Source organism: Nocardioides sp. Z24_21 (assembly GCF_058134345.1).
Genome location: NZ_JBYTTH010000006.1, coordinates 247,201 through 267,866, shown reverse-complemented (window position 1 = coordinate 267,866; position 20,666 = coordinate 247,201). Strand labels below are relative to the sequence as shown.

Genomic DNA, 20,666 nt, shown 5'->3' with positions numbered 1-20,666 from the left:
GACGTCAACGGGGCAAAACAAACTAATTCGTCGACTAATCAAACACACTGTTGAGTTCTCAAGTATCAGACGCACCCGTTCCGCGCCGGCTGGGCCGGTCTGGTCGCGGGGCAACCTGCACAAACTTACCGGGCTCTCGGCTCACCGTCAAACTCGTGAGCTTCGTGCTTCGGTGGTCGCAGCTGGTCTCCGCCTCATCTGGCCTTCTGGCCAGGAAGCGGCGCCGCTTGCGGCGACAGGTGAAACATTAGACCGTCCTCGCCGAGCATGCAAAACCGGGGGTGCCCTCTACGCATCACCGCAGGTCAGCGGCCTGTACGACGCCGCGGGGCGGCGGGCCGGTAGGTGCTGACGGTCGGATCGCCGGTGATCCAGAAGCGCCACGGACGCTCGGCTGCGTGCCGGAGCCCGACCCGCGGACCCCTGCTGATGTCGGCTACCCGCTCCCCCGGGACCAGGTCGACGGGATCGCCGTTGTGCGACAGGTCGAGGTCGAGCACGCGGCACAGACGCGCCGGCCCCCTCGCGAGGTCGCGGTCGCTGCTGCCGGGGCGCCGCTGTCGGGCGAGGTCGTGGCCGGCGACCACCTCACCGGCGCGGAGCAGGACGGCGCCGGGGTCGCCGTCGGGTCCGGTCACCAGGTTGGCGCAGTGGTGCATGCCGTAGACGAAGTAGACGTAGAGGCGCCCGGGCGGGCCGAACATCACCGCGTTGCGCGCGGTCCGGCCCCGGTGGGCGTGGGACCCGGGGTCGAGCGGGCCGGCGTAGGCCTCCACCTCGGTGAGCCGCACCGACACCCCGCCGTGGGTGATCACGGCGCCGAGCACCCGGGGTGCGACCTCGATCGGGTCGCCCTCAGCCCAGGCGGGCACGGTGACCGGTGCTCGCGACGCGGAGCTCGTCGAGCTGCTCCTGAACGCGCACCGGCGCGGTGCCGCCTCGACCGGCGCGCGAGGCGACCGAGCCTTCGACGGTGAGCACGGACCGCACCGCCGGGGTCAGGAACGGGGAGATGCCGGCCAGCTGCTCGTCACTGAGGTCGGGCAGGTCGCAGCCGAGCTCCTCGCAGCGGCGTACGCACGCGCCGGCGATCTCGTGGGCGTCGCGGAACGGGACGCCCTCGCGCACCAGCCACTCCGCGACGTCGGTGGCGAGCGAGAACCCCTGGGGCGCGAGCTCCGCCATCCGCGCGGCGTCGAACGTCAAGGTGGCGACCATGCCGGTCACCGCCGGCAGCAGCACCTCGAGGGTCAGGACCGAGTCGAAGACCGGCTCCTTGTCCTCCTGCAGGTCGCGGTTGTAGGCGAGCGGCAACCCCTTGAGCGTGGCCAACAGCCCGGCCAGGTTGCCGACCAGCCGGCCGGCCTTGCCGCGGGCGAGCTCGGCGATGTCGGGGTTCTTCTTCTGCGGCATGATGCTCGACCCCGTCGACCACGAGTCGTGCAGCGTCGCGAAGCCGAACTCGCGGGTGGTCCAGAGGATGACGTCCTCGGCGAGGCGGGAGAGGTCGACGCCGACCTGGGCGGTGACGAACGCGAACTCGGCGGCGAAGTCGCGGGCCGCGGTGCCGTCGAGGGAGTTGGCCGACGAGCCGGAGAACCCGAGCTCGGCGGCCACGGCCTCCGGGTCGAGCCCGAGCGTCTGGCCGGCGAGCGCCCCGGAGCCGTAGGGCGAGTCGGCGGCGACCCGCGCGTCCCAGTCGCGCAGCCGCTCGACGTCGCGCACCAGCGGCCAGGCGTGCGCGAGGAGGTGGTGCGAGAGGAGCACCGGCTGCGCGTGCTGGAGGTGGGTACGCCCCGGCATCACGGTGCTCGACCCGTCGGGGTCGAGGTGCGCCGCGGCCTGCTCGGCGAGCACGTCGACCAGGTCGAGGACGAGCGCGGAGATGGTGCGGGCGTGGTCGCGCAGGTAGACCCGGAACAGCGTCGCGACCTGGTCGTTGCGCGAGCGCCCGGCACGCAGCCGCCCACCCACCTCCGGGCCGACCTCCTCGAGCAGCAGCCGCTCGAGCGCGCCGTGGACGTCCTCGTCGCTCGACGCGGGCGCCAGCTCCCCCGCGGCGTAGCGCTCCCCCAGCACCGCCAGCCCGCGCAGCAGCTCGGCGTGGTCGGCGTCGGTGAGCAGCCCGGCCCGGTGCAGGGCGTTGGCGTGGGCGCGCGACCCGGCGAGGTCGTAGGGCGTCAGCTGCCAGTCGAACTGCGTCGACCGCGACAGCTCCTGCAGCTCGGGGGACGGGCCGCTCGAGAAGCGGCCGCCCCACAGCGAGCCCTCGTTGGTGGTGCCGCCGCTCGTCGGTGTCTGTGGCATCAGTCGGTCCCGAACTCCATCGCTGCGTTGTCGAGGGCGGACTCGTCGTCCGCCGTGGCGGCCGGGTTGTCGGTGATCTTGTCGTAGCCGCCGGCCTCGATGGCACCGTAGAGGGTGCCGTTCTCGACCAGCACCTGGCCCTGGTCGAGCGGCTGAGCGGCGTACTGCTCGAGCTTGGCGCGCGAGTCGGCGATGTCGAGGTTGCGCATGGTGAGCTGGCCGATGCGGTCGGTGGGACCGAAGGCGGCGTTGTCGGTGCGCTCCATCGACAGCTTGTCGGGGTGGTAGGAGAACGCCGGGCCGTCGGTGCGCAGGATCGAGTAGTCCTCGCCGCGGCGCAGCCGCAGGGTGACCTCGCCGGTGACCAGGGAGGCGATCCAGCGCTGGATCGACTCGCGGATCATCAGCGCCTGCGGGTCGAGCCACCGGCCCTCGTAGAGCAGGCGGCCGAGCTTGCGGCCCTCGTTGTGGTACTGCGCGACGGTGTCCTCGTTGTGGATCGCGTTGACCAGTCGCTCGTAGGCGATGAACAGCAGCGCCATGCCGGGCGCCTCGTAGATGCCGCGCGACTTGGCCTCGATGATGCGGTTCTCGATCTGGTCGGACATGCCCAGGCCGTGCCGGCCGCCGATCACGTTGGCCTCGTGCACGAGCGCCACCGGGTCGTCGTGGCGCAGGCCGTTGACGGCGACCGGGCGGCCCTGCTCGAAGCGGATGGTGACGTCCTCGGTGTCGATGGCGACCGCGGGGTCCCAGAACCGCACGCCCATGATCGGGTCGACCGTCTCGAGCGAGACGTCGAGGTGCTCCAGCGTCTTGGCCTCGTGGGTGGCGCCCCAGATGTTGGCGTCGGTGGAGTAGGCCTTCTCCTGGCTGTCGCGGTAGGGCAGGCCGTGCTCGGTGAGCCAGGCGCTCATCTCGTGGCGCCCACCCAGCTCGCTCACGAAGTCGGCGTCGAGCCACGGCTTGTAGATGCGGAGGTCGGGGTTGGCGAGCAGGCCGTAGCGGTAGAACCGCTCGATGTCGTTGCCCTTGAACGTCGAGCCGTCGCCCCAGATGTTCACGCCGTCCTCGTGCATGGCACGCACGAGCATGGTGCCGGTGACCGCGCGGCCGAGCGGTGTGGTGTTGAAGTAGACGCGTCCGCCCGAGCGGATGTGGAACGCGCCGCACGCGAGCGCGGCGAGCCCCTCCTCGACGAGCTGGGTCTTGCAGTCGACCGCGCGGGCCAGCTCGGCGCCGTACTGCAGGGCGCGCGAGGGCACCCCGGAGATGTCGGGCTCGTCGTACTGGCCGATGTCGGCGGTGTAGGTGCACGGGACCGCGCCCTTCTCGCGCATCCAGGCGACGGCCACCGAGGTGTCGAGGCCGCCGGAGAAGGCGATGCCGACGCGCTCGCCGACGGGGAGGGAGGTGAGGACCTTGCTCACGAGATGTCCTTTGCAGTGGTGGGGCTGGGGGAAGCGGGGGTGGGTGCCGGGGTGGTGCCGCCGTGGCCGTGCCGGGGGTCGTTGGCCAGGTCGAGGAAGCGCTGCACCAGCGCGTCACCGCCGGCGGGGTCGCGACCGATGACCAGCAGGGTGTCGTCACCGGCGATGGTGCCGAGGATGTCACCCAGCTCCGCCTTGTCGAACGCGCTGGCGAGGAACTGGGCGGCCCCGGGGGGCGTGCGCAGCACGACGAGGTTGGCACTGGCCTCGGCGCTGACCAGCAGCTCGGCGCAGAGCCGGGCCAGCCGGTCCCGGCCGGCGGCGCTGGCCCGCGGCGCGGAGGCGCTGCGGTCGCCGCCCTCCCCCGGCACGGCGTAGACGAGGGCGCCGTCGGGGCTGCGCACCTTGACCGCGTCGAGCTCGACGAGGTCGCGGCTCAGCGTCGCTTGAGTGACGCGTACGCCGTGGTCGGCCAGCAGGTCGGCCAGCTCGGTCTGGGAGCGCACCGGGTGGGTGGTGACGATGTCGATGATCCGCTGGTGGCGGGCGCCCTTGGTCAGCGGCGTCGTGGCGGTCATGACGAACGCTCGAGCAGCCAGGCGAGCACCGCCTTCTGGGCATGGCGGCGGTTCTCCGCCTCGTCCCAGACCACCGACTGCGGCCCCTCGATGACCTCCTCGGAGATCTCCTTGCCCCGGTAGGCGGGCAGGCAGTGCATGACGATGGCGTCGGCGGCCGCGTGGGAGAGCAGGTCGTCGGTGACGCCGTAGGGCGGGAAGACCCGCAGCCGCTCCTGGGCCTCCTCCTCCCGGCCCATGCTGACCCACGAGTCGGTGACGACGACGTCGACGCCGGAGACCGCCTCGACCGGATCGGCGGTGAGCTCGACCGATCCGCCGGTGTCCTGGGCGATGTCGCGCGCCTTGGCGACCACGTGGGCGTCGGGGGTGAAGCCCTCGGGGGCGCCGACGACGACGTCCATGCCCGCGGACGCGCCGGCGAGCACCCACGAGTTGCCCATGTTGCAGGCGCCGTCGCCGACGAACGCGACGCGGAGCCCGGACAGCCGGCCCTTCTGCTCCCGCACGGTCTGGAGGTCCGCGAGGAGCTGGCAGGGGTGGAACTCGTCGGTGAGGGCGTTGAGGACGGGGACGCCGGAGTAGGCCGCCATCGTCACCACGTCGCCCTGGTGGGCGGTGCGCCACACGATCGCGGCGGCCTGGCGCCCCAGGATGCGGGCGACGTCCTCGACGCCCTCGCGCGATCCCATCGCGGCCAGGCCGCCGTCGACGGTCATCGGGTTGCCGCCGAGCTCGGCGATGCCGGCGGCGAAGGAGACCTGCGTGCGCAGGGTGGGACGGTCGAAGACGAGCGCGACGGTGCGCGGGCCGGCCAGCGGCTTGTGGTCGAAGGGTGCGGCCTTCATCCGATCGGCGAGGTCGAGGACCTCGACGAGCTCCGACGGCGAGAGGTCGTCGTCGCGGAGGAGGTGACGGGTCATGGCGTGGCCTCCTGGGCGGCGCGGCGGGCGGTGTCGAGGACGGCGGGGAGCGCCGCCTCCAGCGCGTCGAGGTCGGCGGCGCCGATCACGAGCGGCGGGACGAAGCGCAGACGGGTCGGTCCGGTGGCGTTGAGGATGAAGCCGGCCTCGCGGGCGGCGGTGACCGCCTGGGTGGCGTAGGGCCCGTCGAGCTCGGCGCCGCGCATCAGCCCGGCACCGGTGACGTCCACGACGCCCTGCTGGCCCCGCAGCAGCGCCTCGAGCTGGGCGCCGCGGGCCACGGCGGCGTCGAGCAGTCCGTCGTCCTCGACCGTGGCGAGCACCGCCAGCGCGGCGGCGGACGCGACCGGGTTGCCGCCGAAGGTGGTGCCGTGGTTGCCGGGCTGGAGCAGCGTGGCGGCCGTCCCGCGGGCGACGGTGGCGCCGATCGGGATGCCGCCGCCGAGGCCCTTGGCGAGGGTCACCACGTCGGGCTCCACGCCGTCGAGCAGCTGGTGGGCGAACCACGCGCCGGCGCGCGCGATGCCGGTCTGCACCTCGTCCAGCCAGAGCAGCGCGCCGTGGTCGTGGGCGATGCGCTGCGCGGCGGCGAGGTAGCCGGGGGACGGCACGACGACGCCGGCCTCCCCCTGGATCGGCTCGAGGACGACGGCCGCGACGGTCCCGTCGACGGCGGCCTCGAGCGCGACCACGTCGTCGTACGGGACGAAGGTGACGTCGCCGGGAAGGGGCTCGAAGGGCTCGCGGTAGGCGGCCTTGGAGGTGAGCGAGAGCGCGCCCATCGTGCGGCCGTGGAAGGACCCCTCGGCCGCGACGAGCCTGGTGCGGCCGGTGCGGCGGGTGAGCTTGAGCGCCGCCTCGTTGGCCTCGGCGCCGGAGTTGCTGAGGAAGACCCGCGCCGAGTCGTCCCAGCCGAGCAGGGCCACGAGCCGCTCGGCGAGCGCGACCTGCGGCTCGGTGGCGAAGAAGTTGCTCACGTGGCCCAGCGTCTGCAGCTGGCCGGTGACCGCCTCGACCAGCGCCGGGTGTGCATGGCCGAGGGCGTTGACCGCGATGCCGCCGAGCAGGTCGACGTACTCCCTGCCGTCGGCGTCCCACACGTGGGCGCCCTCACCCCGCACCAGCGCGAGGACGGGCGGGCCGAACGTGTTCATCACGGCGCCGGCGTAGCGCTCCTGGATGTCGCTCACGTCTGCTCCTCGGTGGGGTAGGGCTTGCGCATCCGGGTGGCGGCGCCGGGCAGCACCTGGGTGCCGACGCCCTCGTCGGTGAAGATCTCGAGCAGCACGGCGTGCGGCTCGCGACCGTCGACGACCGTCGCGCGTGGCACTCCCCCGGTGACCGCCTCGTAGCAGGCGCGCATCTTGGGGACCATGCCGGCGTCGAGCGTCGGCAGGAGCTCGCCCAGCGCCTCCGGGCCGATCTCCTGGATCAGGTCGTCGGAGTTGCCGTAGTCGCGGTAGAGGCCCTCGACGTCGGTCAGCACGAGCAGCTTCTCCGCGCCCAGGGCCACCGCGAGCGCCGCGGCGGCGGTGTCGGCGTTGACGTTGTGGACGCGGCCCTCGACGTCGGGCGCGACCGAGCTGACGACCGGGACGCGGCCCGCCTCGATGAGGTCGAGCACCGCCTCGGGCCGCACCTCTGCCACCTCGCCGACGAGTCCGAGGTCGACCTCCTCGCCGTCGACGATGGTGCTGGCGGGCTCGGCCCGGAACAGCCCGGCGTCCTCGCCGGAGAGGCCGACCGCCAGGGCGCCGTGCTGGTTGATGAGCCCGACGAGCTCGCGCTGCACCTGGCCGACGAGCACCATCCGGACGACGTCCATCGCCTCGGGGGTGGTGACCCGCAGCCCGCCGCGGAACTCCGACTCGATGCCGAGGCGGTCGAGCATGCGGGAGATCTGCGGGCCGCCGCCGTGCACGACGACCGGCTTGAAGCCGGCGAAGCGGAGGAAGGCGATGTCCTCGGCGAAGGCGACCTTGAGCGACTCGTCGGTCATCGCGTTGCCGCCGTACTTCACCACGATCGTGCGCCCGTGGTAGCGCTTGAGCCACGGCAGCGCCGCGGCGAGGGTACGGGCCTTCGCCGGGTCGGGCCGGCGGGGGCTCTGGACGGTCTCGGTCGTCGGTGCGTCGCTCATGAGCTGTAGGCGCTGTTCTCGTGGACGTAGGCGTGGGTGAGGTCGTTGGTCCAGACGGTGGCGCGGGCGTCGCCCGACTTGAGGTCGATGGTGACGCTGACCTCGCGGCCGGACAGGTCGACCCCCGCCGGGTCCTCGGCCGGGGTGGACTCGCGGCAGACCCACACGCCGTTCATCGCCACGTCGAGGTCGGCCGGGTCGAAGCGCGCCTGCGTGGTGCCGACCGAGGCCAGCACGCGGCCCCAGTTGGGATCCTTGCCGAAGACCGCGGCCTTGAAGAGGTTGCTGCGCGCGACGCTGCGGCTGACCTCGACCGCCTCCTCCTCGGAGGCGGCGTGGAGGGTGGTGATGGCGATCTCGTGGTCGGCGCCCTCGGCGTCCTTGAGCAGCTGCATGGCCAGGTCGGTGCAGGCCTGGGTGAGCGCGGCGGTGAAGTCCTCGAGGGTCGGCGTGATGCCGCTGGCGCCGCTGGCCATCACGGTCACGGTGTCGTTGGTCGACATGCAGCCGTCGGAGTCGAGCCGGTCGAAGCTGACCCGGGTGGCCGCGCGCAGGGCGGTGTCGAGGTCGGCGGCGGGCACCACGGCGTCGGTCGTGAGGACGACGAGCATCGTGGCGAGCTGTGGCGCCAGCATGCCGGCGCCCTTGGCCATGCCGCCGATGGACCATCCCGCGCCCTCGACGACGGTGTTCTTGCTGACCGAGTCGGTGGTCATGATCGCCTCCGCGGCCTGCGCCCCGCCGTCGGCCGAGAGCGCGGCGGTCGCCGCCTCGACCCCGGCGAGGAGGTCGTCGCGGTCGTTGGCGAGGCCGATGAGGCCGGTCGAGCAGACGACGACGTCGATCGCGCCGATGCCCAGGCCGTCGGCGACCTTCTCCGCCACCGCGTGGGTGGTCTGGAAGCCCTCGGGCCCGGTGTAGCAGTTGGCGCCGCCGGAGTTGAGCACGACCGCACGCACGACGCCGTCCTTGACGACCTGCTGGCTCCAGAGCACGGGGTTGGCCTTGCAGCGGTTGGCGGTGAAGACGGTGGCGGAGTCGTGGGTGGGGCCCTCGTTGACGACGAGGGCGAGGTCCTTCGCGCCGGTGGACTTGAGTCCGGCGGCGACGCCGGCGGCGGTGAAGCCGGCGGGGTGGGTGACGGTCATGGAGCGAGTCCGATCGTGGTGAGCCCGGTGGCCTCGTCGAGGCCCAGGGCGAGGTTCATGCACTGGACGGCGGCGCCGGCGGTGCCCTTGGCGAGGTTGTCGACCACGGCCACCGCCACGAGTCGTCGTACGCGCTCGTCGACGGCGACCTGCACCTGCACCGCGTTGGAGCCGACCACGGACTTCGTCTGGGGCCACTGCCCCTCGGGCAGCAGGTGGACGAACGGCTCGGGATCGTAGGCGCCGGCGTAGGCGTCGCGGACCTGCTGCGGCGTCACGCCGTCGAGCAGCGGCGCCTGGACGGTGGCGAGGATGCCGCGCGACATCGGCACGAGCAGCGGCGTGAAGCCGACCGCCACCGGGGCGCCGTGGACGGCGCTGAGGTTCTGGACGATCTCGGGGGTGTGCCGGTGGGTGCCGCCGACGCCGTAGGCGCTGGCGTTGCCCATCACCTCGCTTCCGAGCAGGTGCGCCTTGGCGGCCTTGCCGGCGCCACTGGTGCCGGACGCGGCCACCACGGTCACGTCGGGGGCGACCAGGCCGGCGGCCAGGGCGGGCACGACCGCGAGCGTCGAGACCGTCGGGTAGCAGCCGGGGACGGCGATCCGGCGCGCGCCGCGCAGCAGCTCGCGCTGGCCGGGCAGCTCGGGCAGGCCGTAGGGCCACGCCCCGGCGTGCTCGCCGCCGTAGAACGCCTCCCACTCCCCCGGGTCGGTCAGCCGGAAGTCGGCCCCACAGTCGATCACCACGGTGTCGTCGCCCAGCGCCTGCGCGATCACCGCGGAGCGGCCGTGCGGGAGGGCCAGGAAGACCACGTCGTGCCCGGCGAGGACGTCGACCGTGGTGTCGGCCAGGACCCGGTCGGCCAGCGGGAGCAGGTGGGGCTGAAGGGCACCGAGGCGCTCACCGGCGTTGGAGCCGGCGGTGAGCGCGCCGACCTCGACGTCGGGGTGGCCGAGGAGCAGGCGGAGCACCTCTCCCCCGGCGTACCCGCTGGCTCCGGCCACGGCGACTGATGCGGTCATGCTGCATGACTATACATGGCGTTGCATGATGCGTTGCTGGGGGTCCGAACCGGAAACCGTGAGCGCCGCCCCGGCCGCTTCCCCTAGCGTGACGGGGATGACCCGTCTGGCGCCAGAGACCTACCTCGACCACCTCCGCTCGGAGTCCGCCCGCTTCCGCGAGGTGCTCGCCACGCGCGAGCCGTCGGCACGGGTGCCGGCCTGCCCCGACTGGGACGCCGCCGACCTGCTGTGGCACCTGGCCACGGTCCAGCACCGGTGGGCCGAGGTGGTGCGCGCCCGCCCCGCGCGGCCCGAGGAGGTCGACCCGCCCCGCCCCGAGTCGTACGACGACCTGCTCGAGGTCTTCGACGAGTGGTCACGCGACCTGGCGGACGCGCTGGCGGCCGCGGACCCGTCGGAGGAGGCCTGGAACTGGTCGAGCGACCACACGGTCGGCTTCATCCTGCGCCGCCAGGCGCACGAGGCGCTGGTGCACCGCGTCGACGCCGAGCAGGCGGCCGGCGTGGCGAGCGAGCTCGACCCGGTGCTCGCCGCCGACGGCGTCCACGAGTGCCTCGACGTGATGTACGGCGGGATGCCGACATGGGGATCGTGGGAGCCCGGCGAGGGACTGGTGCGGGTGGACGTGACCGACACCGGCGACTCGTTCTGGCTGCGGTTCGGGACCTTCGCGGGGACCGACCCCGACAGCGGGACGTCCTACGCCGACGAGGAGGACTTCCACGTCGTGCCCGCCCCCGAGGACGCCGAGGTCGAGCCGGACCTGGTCGTCGACGGTCCGGCCGCACCGCTCGACCTGTGGCTGTGGAACCGCGGCGGGAGCGAGGAGCTCTCGACCGCCGGCGACCGCGGCGTGCTCGAGCGGTTCAGCACCATCGTGGCGTCGCCGATCAACTGAACGCGCCCGGCCACAACCAATCGGGAGTCGGCTGCGTCTTCCTCGTCGCCCTCATCAGACACCACGGAAAGACCCCTCCATGCGAAGAGCACTCAAGACCGCCGTCGCGGCCCTCACCACCGCCCTCGTCGGCGTCGCGCCGGTCACGACCGGCGCCCCGGCGCACGGTGCGCCGACGATCACCTGCCAGGGCAGGCCGGCAACGGTCGTGGGGAGCACCGGGACGGAGGGCGACGACGTCATGGTGGTCGTCCCGCAGCCGGGCGTGACAGCGCAGGGGCTCGGAGGCAACGACACGATCTGCATCGTCGCCGCTCCCGAGGGTGGGATGCGCAACGTGACCGTGGATGCGGGCGCGGGCGACGACACCGTCGTCAACGAGAGCACCGACGCCGAGGACGTCTGGTACACCATCGTCCTCGGCACGGGCGCCGACTCCTACGTCGGACTCGACGCCGTCATCCCGTCGAACCCGCAGGCGTCCCCGTTCCACGAGACCGTCTACGCCGGCGTCCGGGAGACGGGAAGCGTCGAGGGCTCGCTCGACGTGGAGGTCGACGTGATCGACACCCGCGGCGGAGACGACGTCGTCCACTCCGGCACCACGACGCCCGGTGCGACGAACAACGACACGGTGCTCACCGGCACCGGTGACGACAGCGTCGAGTGGGCCGGGGAGCAGGGAGGCGCCGGCACCCTCGACCTCGGTCCGGGCGACAACACCCTGTCGCTGCACCCCGGCTGGCAGGGCGCCTCGACGACGGTCTCGGGCCCCGCCCGCGCCGCGGTCGTCGACGGCCGGACCGTGCTGCGCTGGGCGGGGTCGATCGCCCACTACGAGGTCGGGGTCCACACGAGGGACCAGAGCTTCACCGGCACCGACGCCGCCGAGACGTTGGTGCTCGCGTCCCGGACGACCGGCGGACGACGCGTGATCTCGATGGGCGGAGGAGACGACCACCTCGCGCTCCACTCGATGGGAAGCGGGAGGGTGACGGGCGGTCCCGGTCGCGACAGCTACTCCGGCAACGCCTGCTCGATCGCCACCGTCCGGGTCGGCGGCACCTTCTCGTGCGTCCCGGTGGGTGACGGGGCCGTGCGGCACTCCTTCGGCTTCGACGACTTCGAGGACCTCCTGCTCAAGGGTGGTGACGTGAGGGTGGTGGGCAGCGCCGCCGACGAGAAGGTCAAGGTCATGGCGAGCCAGCGGATCCGCGTCCGCGGTCGCGGGGGCGACGACGTCCTCAACGCCACCGCCTCGGGCACCCTGCGAGGCGAGCACCCCGTCGTCCTGGCGGGCGGGCCCGGCACGGACCGTCTCGTCGGGTCGCAGGCACGCGACCGGCTGCTCGGCGGCCCCGGGAACGACAGGCTCTTCGGCGGTGGGCGCGGCGACGAGATCATCGGCGGTCCGGGCCGGGACAAGGCGTTCGGGCAGCAGGGTCGGGACCGCTGCTCGGCCGAGGTACGGCGTACCTGCGAGAGCCGCTGATCGTGCGCACTGGGCCTTGAGTCTCCTGGAGACTCAAGGCCCACTGTGCGTGTCGACGAGCGCGGATCAGGTGCGCTGGACGGCGCCCGTCCGCTCGGTGGCGTGCGCCACCGCGGCGTCGCGCGCGGCGGCCGCCTCGCCCTCCTTGAGCGTGCGGTCGGGAGCCCGGAAGCGCAGCGCGTAGGCCAGCGACTTCCTTCCCTCGCCCACCTGGTCGCCGGTGTAGACGTCGAAGAGCCGGAGCGACTCGAGCAGCTCGCCCGCTCCCTCGCGCAGGGCCGCCTCGACGTCGGCGGCCGGGACGGAGGCGTCGACGACGAGCGCCACGTCCTCCTTGGCGACCGGGTAGGACGAGAAGACCGGCGCCTGCCGCAGGTGGACCGAGCGTGCGATGAGCACGTCGAGGTCGACCTCCGCGGCGACCGTGCGCTTGGGCAGCCCGAACGCCTGGCAGACCTTCGGGTGCAGCTCACCCGCGTGGCCGACGACCTCGCCCGCCACGGACAGCTCGGCGCAGCGACCGGGGTGCCACGGGGCGACCTCCGCCGCGGTCGCGGTCACCTCGAGGCCGAGCGCCGCCGCGACGGCGCGCACCGCCTCGACGGCGTCGGACCACGACACCGGCCGCGCCGGGCCCCACCAGCCGCCCGAGACGGCGTCGCCGCTGGCGACGACCGCGAGGTGCAGCGGCTGGGCCGGCAGCGCGGCATCGAGCGCGGCGAGCTCCTCGGCACTCGGACGCCGGTCCACCGGCAGGATCGCGGCGGGTCCGGCGTGGCGCGGGAGGGTGACGGTGGCGGTCTCGAAGAGCGCGAGGTCGCTCGTGCCGTGCCCGACGTTGCGGCCCGCGGCGCGCAGCACGCCCGGGAGCAGGGTCGAGGTCATCCACGCGGCCTCGGAGCTGAGCGGGTTGGACAGCCGCAGCAGGTCGCGGCGCGGGTCGTCGTCGGGCAGGCCCAGCGCGTCGAGGTCGGCCTCGCCCACGAACGGGAAGCTCACCACCTCCACGTAGCCCTCGCCGGCGAGCGTGCGTCCGATCCTCCGGCGCAGTTGCTGGGCGCGGGTCAGCCCCCGGCCCGACGACGGGGTCGGCAGCACCGACGGCACCTTGTCGTAGCCGACGAGGCGGATGACCTCCTCGGAGAAGTCCTGCGCGTCGGTGAGGTCGGGGCGCCACGGCGGCGGCGTCACCGCCAGCGTGCCGTTGCCCTCGACCTCGCAGCCGACGGCGCGCAGGCACTCGACGGCGCGCTCCTCGCTGATGTCCATCCCGGACACGCGGGCGGCCAGGTCGCCCGGCACGTCGACGACCGGCATCGCCGGCGGGGTGCCGACGACGGTGACGCCGGGGTGCGCGGTGCCGCCACCGTGCTCGACGAGCAGCTCGACGACACGGTCGGCCGCGGCCTCGCAGATCGTCGGGTCGACGCCGCGCTCGTTGCGCTTGCCCGCCTCGGAGGTGATCCGGTGCCGGCGGCCGGTGCGGAACATCGACACCGCGTCCCAGTGGGCCGCCTCGACGAGCACCGACGTGGTGGTGCTCGACATCTCGGTCGTCTCGCCGCCCATGACGCCGCCGAGGCCGATGATGCCCGAGTCGTCGGTGACCACGAGGTCGCCGCGGTCGAGCTCGCGGGACGTGCCGTCGAGGGTGGTCAGCCGCTCGCCCTCGCGGGCACGGCGTACGACGAGCGCGCCCTGCACCCGGTCGGCGTCGTAGCCGTGGATCGGCCGGCCGGTCTCGAGCATGACGTAGTTGGTGACGTCGACGGCCAGCGAGATGGGCCGCATGCCGGCCGCGGTGATGCGCTGCGCCATGAAGTCGGGCGTCGGCGCGGTGGGGTCGAAGCCGTCGACGCGGCGGGCGACGAAGACCGGGCAGCCCTCGGCGTCCTCCACGACGACGGGGTGGCCCTGGTCGTTGGCGGCAGGGGTGTCGCGGACCGCGGGGTCACGGAAGTTGCCGGCGCCGTCCACGGACACCAGCACCTCCCGCGCGATGCCGCGCAGCGACAGGGCGTAGGCCCGGTCGGGGTTGATCTCGAACTCGATGACCTCCTCGTCGAGGCCGAGCACGGGACGGACGTCGTCGCCGGGGGCACCGGCGTCCTCGGGCAGCACGATGATGCCGTCGTGGTCCTCGCCGAGCCCGAGCTCGCGGGCCGAGCAGATCATCCCCGCGGACAGGTGGCCGTAGGTCTTGCGGGCGCCGATCTCGAAGCCGCCGGGCAGCACGCCGCCGGGCAGCACCGTGACGACGAGGTCGCCGGGCTTGAAGTTGTGGGCGCCGCAGACGATGCCCACCCCGTCGGACTGCTCGCCGGTGCCGTGGGCCGCATTCAACTCGGGGCCGACGTCGACGGTGCACCAGTTGATGGTCTTGCCGTTCTTCTGCGGCTCGGGCTCCATCGTGAGCACGCGACCGATGACCAGCGGGCCCGTGATCTCGCGCCCGGGGCTGACGATCGCCTCGAGCTTGAGGCCGGTCAGCGTGAGCCGGTCGGTGATCTCCTCGGTGGTGGTGCCCGCGGGAACGTCGACGTGCTCCAGGATCCAGGACAGGGGTGTCTTCATCTCGCTCTCCCCTCTCAGATCTCGATGCCGAACGCGCTGCTGAACCGGACGTCGCCCTCGAAGAGGGGGCGCAGGTCCTCCAGCCCGTGGCGGAACATGAACGAACGGTCGATGCCCATCCCGAAGGCGAAGCCGCTGTAGACCTGCGGGTCGACCCCGCAGGCGACGAGCACGCGCGGGTTGACCACGCCGCAGCCGCCCCACTCGATCCAGCCCTCGCCGCGGCAGGTGCGGCACGAGGCGGAGCCCGCCTCGTCGAGGCCGGAGCCGCGGCACACGAAGCAGCGGACGTCGACCTCGGCCGACGGCTCGGTGAACGGGAAGTAGGACGGGCGGAACCGCGTCGTGATCCCGTCGCCGAACAGCTGGGAGGCGAAGTGGTCGAGCGTGCCCTTGAGGTGGGCCATCGTGATGCCCTCGTCGACGACGAGGCCCTCGACCTGGTGGAACATCGGCGAGTGCGTCGCGTCGTACTCGTCGGTGCGGAACACGCGGCCCGGGCACACGACGTAGATCGGTGGCGTGCGGGTGAGCATCGTGCGCGCCTGGACGGGCGAGGTCTGCGTGCGCAGCACGAGGTGGTCCTCGGCGGGCTCGGTCCAGAACGTGTCCTGCATGGTGCGGGCTGGGTGGTCGGGACCGAGGTTGAGGGCGTCGAAGTTGAGCCACTCGGCCTCCACCACCGGGCCCTCCGCGACCTCGTAGCCCATGGCCACGAACAGGTCGGCGATGAGCTCGGACTGCAGGGTCAGGGGGTGTCGGCCGCCGCGGCGCCGGCGCGTGGTCGGCAGGGAGACGTCGACGGTCTCCTCGACCAGCATCCGCTCCTCGTGCTCGGCCTCGAGCACGGCCTGGCGAGCCGCGAGGGCCTGGTTGACCGCGCCGCGGGCCTGGCCGACGCGCTGGCCGGCCTCCTTGCGCGCCTGCGGCGGCAGGGCGCCGATCTCACGGTTGGCCAGGGCAAGGGGCGAGCGGTCGCCGGCGTGGTCGAGGCGGACCTGCTTGAGGGTGTCGAGGTCGGCGGCGTCCGCGATGGCGGCGAGGGCCGCGTCGCGCATCGCCTCGACCTGGTCGGCCTTGAGCGGGGTCACTTCGACAGGGTCGTAGTCGGTGTTGGGGCCGGACATGGCTCCCTTTCGCGCGGCGACATCGGTTCGCCGCAGAGTCTAGAAGTGGACGAGCGTCGGGTCGGACGGGGACTCCCCGGACCCGGTGGCGTCAGCTGCCCGACGGAACAGGTCCGGGGCTCGGAAATCGCAGGCTCGTGTGCACGACGACGATGCTACTCCTCGAAGGCGCTCCACACGGCGGCGCACTCGTCGCCCTCGCCGGAGGCGGGTGCGGGGCGACCCGAGGCGCCGACCATCCCGAGATCGCGCAGAGCGTGCTCGGCGCGCTCGCGCGCGAGGTTCCAGGCCCGCGGGTCGTCGACGACCTCCGCCGACAGCCCGTTGAGCGGGAGGCGCTCCAGCGCGCAGCGGGCCACGTCGGCGGGCAGCCGCTCGGCGATCACGGGGGCGGCGTCGGCGGAGAGGTCCTGGAGGTAGCGGAGGTCGAGGTCACCGGTCGCGTCGTAGCGGTCGAGGTTGCGCCCGGCGACCCACGCGTCGGGGTTGATCGCAGCGAGGCCGATGAGCGCGACCGCGCCGGAGACGAGGGCGACCCGCGGCAGCCAGCGACCGAGCCCGGTGACCCCGGCGACCATGATCGAGAGCACGACGAAGCCGAGCCACCCCTCGAAGACGTCGACGAAGACGCGCAGCGTGGTGAAGCCGTAGGCGTCCTGGTAGACGCTCATCCCGCGCAGCGCGGAGGCCACCACGAGCAGGGTGAGCGCGCACAGCAGGCCGAGGGAGCCGAGCAGCCAGCGGCGGTCCTCGGCGGTGTCGCCCGCGCGCCGCGAGGCGACCCACACGACCAGCACGGTCAGCGCCGTGGCGAGGGTGAGCTGGCCGAAGCCCTGGTGCACGAAGTCGGCGTAGGTGAGGCCGGTCGTGGCCTCGATGTAGTCGCGTCCGCCGATGAGGGCGCGGGCCTCGGCGGCGATGTACGCGACGAACACGGCGTCGACGACGAGCACCGGCACCAGCCACTCGAACCGGTTGGCCAGGGCGGCCGGCCGCCGTCCGGAGAGCACCTCGACGTCGGCCGGGTTGAGCGCGAGGTAGGCCGCGCCGAGCGTGGCGGCGAAGACGAAGCAGGCCAGGAACGCCCGCCCGACCAGGTCGTTGAAGGTGAGGTTGGGCACGAGCTGGTCGACCCACGACCCGAAGACGGGGTTGGCGCTGGCGAAGATCGTGCCGAAGACGCCGAGGCCGAGCAGGGACCACACCGTCGTCCGCACGACGGCGGGGGTGCGCGAGCCGGTGCCGGCGATCCGCAGCGTCCGCCCGAACCAGGGCAGGCCGCGCACCGACGCCAACGGCCAGGCGAGGCCGGTCAGCACGAACCCTGGCAGCGTGCGCGCACCGGTGACCCCGCACAGGAACACCGCCGTGGCGGCGACGAGGCCGAGCATCTGGATCCACCAGGCGTCGAGCAGGGTCATCGGGAGCACGAGCAGCAGGGCGAGGGCGGAGCAGGCCAGGGTCCAGGGCTCGCGGCGACGGCGGGCGGTGGCCAGCGCCGCGGCTCCGCAGACGACGGCGACCAGCGTCCACGAGACGCCGACCGCGGTGAAGGAGAGGGCGACCCCAGCGACCAGTCCGGCGCCCGCGGCGGCGGCCACGGCGAGCAGGCCGTGCGGCGCGCCGCGCTCGGGCCAGAAGCGACCGAACAGCGCGTCGAGCCCCGGCTGGGGGCGACCAGGGACGGCCGCCTGGGTGGACGGGTGCGCCGCAGGTGCTGCCGTGGTCGCGGCAGGCGCCGGCGCGGACCCCTCCGCTGGCGTCCCGGAGGGAGCCGCGGTCGGGGACGGGGCCGGCGCGGTGGGCACGTCGAGGCGGAGCCGCGAGCCCTGTCCCGTCTCGGGGTCGAGGAAGCGCAGCGTGCCGCCGTGGAGCTGGGCGACCCACCGCGCCACCGCCAGCCCGAGGCCGGTGCCGCCGCTGCCGTCGGTGCCGAAGCGCTCGAACACGCGGTCTCGGTCCTCGGGTGCCACTCCCCCGCCGTCGTCGACGACCTCGAGCCACCAGCCGTCGCCGGCGGCGCCGCCGGAGACCCGCACGGACGTCTCGGCGGGCGCGTGGCGCGCGGCGTTGTCGAGCACGTTGGTCACGAGCTGGCGCAGCCGCGCCGGGTCACCGGGCACGACGAGCCCCTCGCCCAGGTCGATCGCGAAGGTCCCACTCCTCCCGGCGGCACGCACCTGGGCCGCCGAGTCCGCGACGAGCGCGCGCAGCGCCACGTCCTGGCGGTCGAGGTCGACCACCCCCGCCTCGAGCCGGGAGAGCTGGAGCAGGTCCTCGACGAGCCGGCCGAGGCGTTGCGCCTCCTCCAGCGCCGCCCCGAGGTGCGGTGGGTCTGCAGGCACGACGCCGTCGGCGAGGTTCTCGAGCAACGCGGTCATGGCGGTGAGCGGGGTGCGCAGCTCGTGGGACACGGTGGCGATGAGGTCGCGGCGCTCGCGGTCGACCGTCGCGAGGTCCTCCGCCATGCGGTTGAAGGCCTGGGCGAGCTGGCCGACCTCGTCGGTGGCGCTCGTCCGCACGCGACCGGTGTAGTCGCCGCGCGCCATCGCCCGCGACACCTCGGTCATCCGGCGCAGCGGCGCGACCATCCCCGCGGCGAGCAGCTGGGTGACACCGAGCGCGAGGGCGACGCTGACGGGCAGCACGAGGACCGGCGAGACGCCGGCGGCCGAGCCGAGCAGGGTGAGCAGGACGGCCGTGACGACGGACACGACCACCAGCAGGCCGAGCTTGACCTTGAGGCTGGAGACGGTGTCGAGCCAGCCGCTCACGGCAGCACCTCGAGCGCGTAGCCGACACCGTGGACGGTGCGGATCCGCGCGGCCCCCACCTTGCTGCGCAGCGCCTTGACGTGACTGTCGACGGTGCGGGTCGCGCTGGCGCTCGCCCAGGCGTCGCCCCAGTCCCAGACGTCGCGCAGGAGCCGTTCGCGGCTCAGCACCTGACCGGGCACCCGCGCCAGGCACAGGAGCAGGTCGAACTCGGTCGGCGTGAGGTGCACCGGGTCCCCCGCGACCGTCGTACGCCTGGTGCCGGGGTCGATGCGCACCCCTCCCACCTCGACGGCCGACGGCCGCTCGTCGGCGAGGGCGGCCGCGCGCTCCACGCGCCGCAGCAGGGCGGCGACCCGGGCCACGACCTCACGCATCGAGAAGGGCTTGGTGAGGTAGTCGTCGGCCCCCACCCCGAGCCCCACGAGGACGTCGGCCTCGTCGTCGCGGGCGGTGAGCATCAGCACGGGCACGGGGCGCGTCGCCTGGATCCGGCGGCACACCTCCAGGCCGTCGAAGCCCGGCAGCATCACGTCGAGCAGCACGACGTCGGGGCGCACGGTGGCGGCCAGGTCGACCGCCGACGGGCCGTCGAAGGCCTGCTCGACGGCGTAGCCCTCGGCGCGCAGGCGCTGGGCGAGCGCGTCGTTGATGGTGCGGTCGTCCTCGACCACCAGGGCGGTTCTCGCAGCGGTGCGGAGCGTCATGGCTCGACCCTAGGAGCGCGGGCGTGGCGAGGCCGGGGACGACTCGTGGAGGTTGTGTGGAGGTGCGCCTCAGACAGGTCGGCGGTCCTCGCTCGGCCAGTCGACCATCACGCGGGCACCGCCTCCGGGCGCGTCGTCGATGGTGACCCAGCCGCCGTGGGCACGCGAGAGCCCGCCGACGATGTACATGCCCAGCCCGCTGCCGCCGGCGTCGCCGGTGGTCCAGAACTTGGTGAAGACCCGGCGTCGCAGCTCGGCCGGGATGCCGTCGCCCTCGTCGTCGACGGTGATCCGGACGCCGTCGAGGGTGTCGGAGGCACCGACGCGGACCCGCACGTGCCCCTGGCCGTGGCGGACGGCGTTCTCCACGAGGTTGGTGACGACCTGCGTGAACTTGTCGGGGTCGGCGAACACCTCGGGCAGGCCGGGCTCCACCTCGAGGGAGATCCCGCGCGACGTGCCCGCCTCGATCGACTCGACGACGCGGCGCACCAGCACCTCCGCGGAGACCTCGCGCGGGTAGAGCTGGAGGCGACCGGTGTCGATGCGCGCCACGTCGAGCAGCTCGGCGATCAGCCGCGAGAGCCGGTCGGCGTCGGCGTTGACGGTGGTGAGCATCAGCTTGCGCTGGTCGTCGCTGAGCTTGTCCCAGCGGTTGAGCAGCGCCTGCACGAAGCCCTTCACGCCGGTCAGCGGCGAGCGGAGCTCGTGGGCGACGGTCGCGACCAGGTCGGAGCGGTCGCGGTCGAGACGTGCCCGGCCCCGGCCGCTGCGCAGCCCGACGGCGATCCCGACGACGGGACCGCGCCTGCCCTCCCGCACCAGCCGGGCGGTGGTGAGCACCTCCTCCCCGCTGGCGTTGAGCCAGGACTGCTCGGGCACGCCGCGGGTGATGGAGATGGCGTCGAACGGCCGGTTGACGTCGAGCCAGGTGCGCCCGTCCTGGTCGAGCAGGCGCAGCACGTCGGGCAGCGGGAGGCCGCGCGCCTGCTCGGCGTCGACACCGAGCAGTGCGGCGCCCTGTGCGTTGAGGAGCGTCACCACGCCCGTGCGGCTCGCGCCCAGGATGCCGTCGGGGTAGAAGTCGGCGAGCTCCCGCAGCCGGCTCGGGCGGGCGGAGTCCACCCGGTGGCGTGGCGCGTTCTGGTCGGCGGACACCCTCCGCACCCTAGTCAGCGTCAGCGGTCGCGGGTGCCGCGCCCCGCCGGCTTGGGCCGGCGCAGGCCGGCGGCGCGCAGTGCCAGCGCGAGCTCGCGTGAGGACACCGGCACGGCGCCGGCGGCCACGAGCGCGTCGTAGGCGTCGGCCGGCACGTCGTAGTGGTCGCGGTCCCAGCCACGGGCCGGGACGCCGTGGAACGCGGCGAAGGCGTGCACCTCGTCGTAGGAGGTGTCGCTGGCCAGGTGCGACCAGAGCCGGTCCCAGCGCGGGACGGCGGGCGGGTCGATGAGGATCATCGCTCGCGAGCCTAGGACATGCGCGGAGACGCGGACCGGGCGTGCCGCAGCGGCGTACGACCGATGCCGTACGCGGCTGCGGC

Annotated in this window: 17 protein-coding genes; 2 read left to right on the top strand and 15 right to left on the bottom strand. The window is 73.6% G+C overall.

The window, feature by feature from the left end:
* Positions 1-305: 305 nt before the first annotated feature.
* The 9 genes from AC3X7Z_RS18700 to argC are packed head-to-tail and all read right to left on the bottom strand — an operon-like array spanning position 306 to position 9,551.
* Positions 306-872, bottom strand: a complete 567-nt coding sequence (locus AC3X7Z_RS18700) for a DNA-3-methyladenine glycosylase (protein ID WP_489976860.1) — start codon at positions 870-872, stop codon at positions 306-308.
* Positions 856-2,307, bottom strand: coding sequence for an argininosuccinate lyase (argH, locus tag AC3X7Z_RS18695; protein ID WP_489976859.1), 1,452 nt, complete (start codon positions 2,305-2,307; stop codon positions 856-858). The genes AC3X7Z_RS18700 and argH overlap by 17 nt, the downstream gene beginning before the upstream one ends.
* On the bottom strand, positions 2,307-3,737 hold the full coding sequence (argG, locus tag AC3X7Z_RS18690) for an argininosuccinate synthase (RefSeq protein WP_489976858.1): 1,431 nt from the start codon (positions 3,735-3,737) through the stop codon (positions 2,307-2,309). Before argG ends, argH begins: the two co-directional genes overlap by 1 nt.
* The gene (locus tag AC3X7Z_RS18685; RefSeq protein ID WP_186342698.1) at positions 3,734-4,315 is read right to left on the bottom strand and encodes an arginine repressor; all 582 of its coding nucleotides are present in this window, start codon (positions 4,313-4,315) and stop codon (positions 3,734-3,736) included. The genes argG and AC3X7Z_RS18685 overlap by 4 nt, the downstream gene beginning before the upstream one ends.
* Positions 4,312-5,238, bottom strand: coding sequence for an ornithine carbamoyltransferase (argF, locus tag AC3X7Z_RS18680; RefSeq protein WP_186342697.1), 927 nt, complete (start codon positions 5,236-5,238; stop codon positions 4,312-4,314). Before argF ends, AC3X7Z_RS18685 begins: the two co-directional genes overlap by 4 nt.
* On the bottom strand, positions 5,235-6,428 hold the full coding sequence (locus AC3X7Z_RS18675) for an acetylornithine transaminase (RefSeq protein WP_489976857.1): 1,194 nt from the start codon (positions 6,426-6,428) through the stop codon (positions 5,235-5,237). Before AC3X7Z_RS18675 ends, argF begins: the two co-directional genes overlap by 4 nt.
* Positions 6,425-7,378: an acetylglutamate kinase gene (gene argB / locus AC3X7Z_RS18670; RefSeq protein WP_186342695.1), complete on the bottom strand. Its 954-nt coding sequence runs from the start codon at positions 7,376-7,378 to the stop codon at positions 6,425-6,427. Before argB ends, AC3X7Z_RS18675 begins: the two co-directional genes overlap by 4 nt.
* Positions 7,375-8,526, bottom strand: coding sequence for a bifunctional glutamate N-acetyltransferase/amino-acid acetyltransferase ArgJ (argJ, locus tag AC3X7Z_RS18665; RefSeq protein WP_489976856.1), 1,152 nt, complete (start codon positions 8,524-8,526; stop codon positions 7,375-7,377). Before argJ ends, argB begins: the two co-directional genes overlap by 4 nt.
* Positions 8,523-9,551: an N-acetyl-gamma-glutamyl-phosphate reductase gene (gene argC / locus AC3X7Z_RS18660; RefSeq protein WP_489976855.1), complete on the bottom strand. Its 1,029-nt coding sequence runs from the start codon at positions 9,549-9,551 to the stop codon at positions 8,523-8,525. Before argC ends, argJ begins: the two co-directional genes overlap by 4 nt.
* Positions 9,552-9,648: 97 nt before the next feature.
* Here argC and AC3X7Z_RS18655 point away from each other — a divergent pair, with 97 nt between their 5' ends.
* Both AC3X7Z_RS18655 and AC3X7Z_RS18650 read left to right on the top strand, forming a co-directional pair.
* On the top strand, positions 9,649-10,452 hold the full coding sequence (locus AC3X7Z_RS18655; RefSeq protein WP_489976854.1) for a maleylpyruvate isomerase family mycothiol-dependent enzyme: 804 nt from the start codon (positions 9,649-9,651) through the stop codon (positions 10,450-10,452).
* A 79-nt stretch (positions 10,453-10,531) separates the two neighbouring features.
* Positions 10,532-11,944 (top strand): hypothetical protein, encoded by a 1,413-nt coding sequence (locus AC3X7Z_RS18650; protein ID WP_489976853.1) that lies wholly within the window; start codon positions 10,532-10,534, stop codon positions 11,942-11,944.
* Between the two features lie 66 nt (positions 11,945-12,010).
* Here AC3X7Z_RS18650 and pheT read toward each other — a convergent pair whose 3' ends face one another.
* From pheT to AC3X7Z_RS18620, 6 genes are all read right to left on the bottom strand, one after another.
* Complete coding sequence (gene pheT, locus AC3X7Z_RS18645) at positions 12,011-14,518, bottom strand: phenylalanine--tRNA ligase subunit beta (RefSeq protein WP_489976852.1); 2,508 nt, start codon at positions 14,516-14,518, stop codon at positions 12,011-12,013.
* Positions 14,519-14,532: 14 nt separating this feature from the next.
* Positions 14,533-15,645 (bottom strand): phenylalanine--tRNA ligase subunit alpha, encoded by a 1,113-nt coding sequence (pheS, locus tag AC3X7Z_RS18640; RefSeq protein ID WP_489976851.1) that lies wholly within the window; start codon positions 15,643-15,645, stop codon positions 14,533-14,535.
* A 155-nt stretch (positions 15,646-15,800) separates the two neighbouring features.
* Entirely contained in the window at positions 15,801-18,419 is a 2,619-nt protein-coding gene (locus AC3X7Z_RS18635) for a DUF4153 domain-containing protein (RefSeq protein WP_489976850.1), read from the bottom strand.
* Positions 18,416-19,126: a response regulator transcription factor gene (locus tag AC3X7Z_RS18630; RefSeq protein WP_186342687.1), complete on the bottom strand. Its 711-nt coding sequence runs from the start codon at positions 19,124-19,126 to the stop codon at positions 18,416-18,418. Before AC3X7Z_RS18630 ends, AC3X7Z_RS18635 begins: the two co-directional genes overlap by 4 nt.
* Positions 19,127-19,195: 69 nt before the next feature.
* A complete protein-coding gene (locus tag AC3X7Z_RS18625) occupies positions 19,196-20,284 on the bottom strand; it encodes a sensor histidine kinase (protein ID WP_241005100.1) in 1,089 nt (362 codons plus the stop codon).
* A gap of 20 nt (positions 20,285-20,304) precedes the next feature.
* Positions 20,305-20,583, bottom strand: coding sequence for a DUF4031 domain-containing protein (locus AC3X7Z_RS18620; protein ID WP_186342686.1), 279 nt, complete (start codon positions 20,581-20,583; stop codon positions 20,305-20,307).
* Positions 20,584-20,666: the final 83 nt, after the last annotated feature.

What these genes read in the sequence shown, in the direction of transcription:
- argH (WP_489976859.1), bottom strand. Translation starts at nt 2,307, where the DNA reads ATGCCACAGACACCGACGAGCGGCGGCACCACCAACGAGGGCTCGCTG.
- AC3X7Z_RS18685 (WP_186342698.1), bottom strand. Translation starts at nt 4,315, where the DNA reads ATGACCGCCACGACGCCGCTGACCAAGGGCGCCCGCCACCAGCGGATC.
- argF (WP_186342697.1), bottom strand. Translation starts at nt 5,238, where the DNA reads ATGACCCGTCACCTCCTCCGCGACGACGACCTCTCGCCGTCGGAGCTC.
- argB (WP_186342695.1), bottom strand. Translation starts at nt 7,378, where the DNA reads ATGAGCGACGCACCGACGACCGAGACCGTCCAGAGCCCCCGCCGGCCC.
- argJ (WP_489976856.1), bottom strand. Translation starts at nt 8,526, where the DNA reads ATGACCGTCACCCACCCCGCCGGCTTCACCGCCGCCGGCGTCGCCGCC.
- argC (WP_489976855.1), bottom strand. Translation starts at nt 9,551, where the DNA reads ATGACCGCATCAGTCGCCGTGGCCGGAGCCAGCGGGTACGCCGGGGGA.
- AC3X7Z_RS18655 (WP_489976854.1), top strand. Translation starts at nt 9,649, where the DNA reads ATGACCCGTCTGGCGCCAGAGACCTACCTCGACCACCTCCGCTCGGAG.
- AC3X7Z_RS18650 (WP_489976853.1), top strand. Translation starts at nt 10,532, where the DNA reads ATGCGAAGAGCACTCAAGACCGCCGTCGCGGCCCTCACCACCGCCCTC.
- pheT (WP_489976852.1), bottom strand. Translation starts at nt 14,518, where the DNA reads ATGAAGACACCCCTGTCCTGGATCCTGGAGCACGTCGACGTTCCCGCG.
- pheS (WP_489976851.1), bottom strand. Translation starts at nt 15,645, where the DNA reads ATGTCCGGCCCCAACACCGACTACGACCCTGTCGAAGTGACCCCGCTC.
- AC3X7Z_RS18630 (WP_186342687.1), bottom strand. Translation starts at nt 19,126, where the DNA reads ATGACGCTCCGCACCGCTGCGAGAACCGCCCTGGTGGTCGAGGACGAC.
- AC3X7Z_RS18620 (WP_186342686.1), bottom strand. Translation starts at nt 20,583, where the DNA reads ATGATCCTCATCGACCCGCCCGCCGTCCCGCGCTGGGACCGGCTCTGG.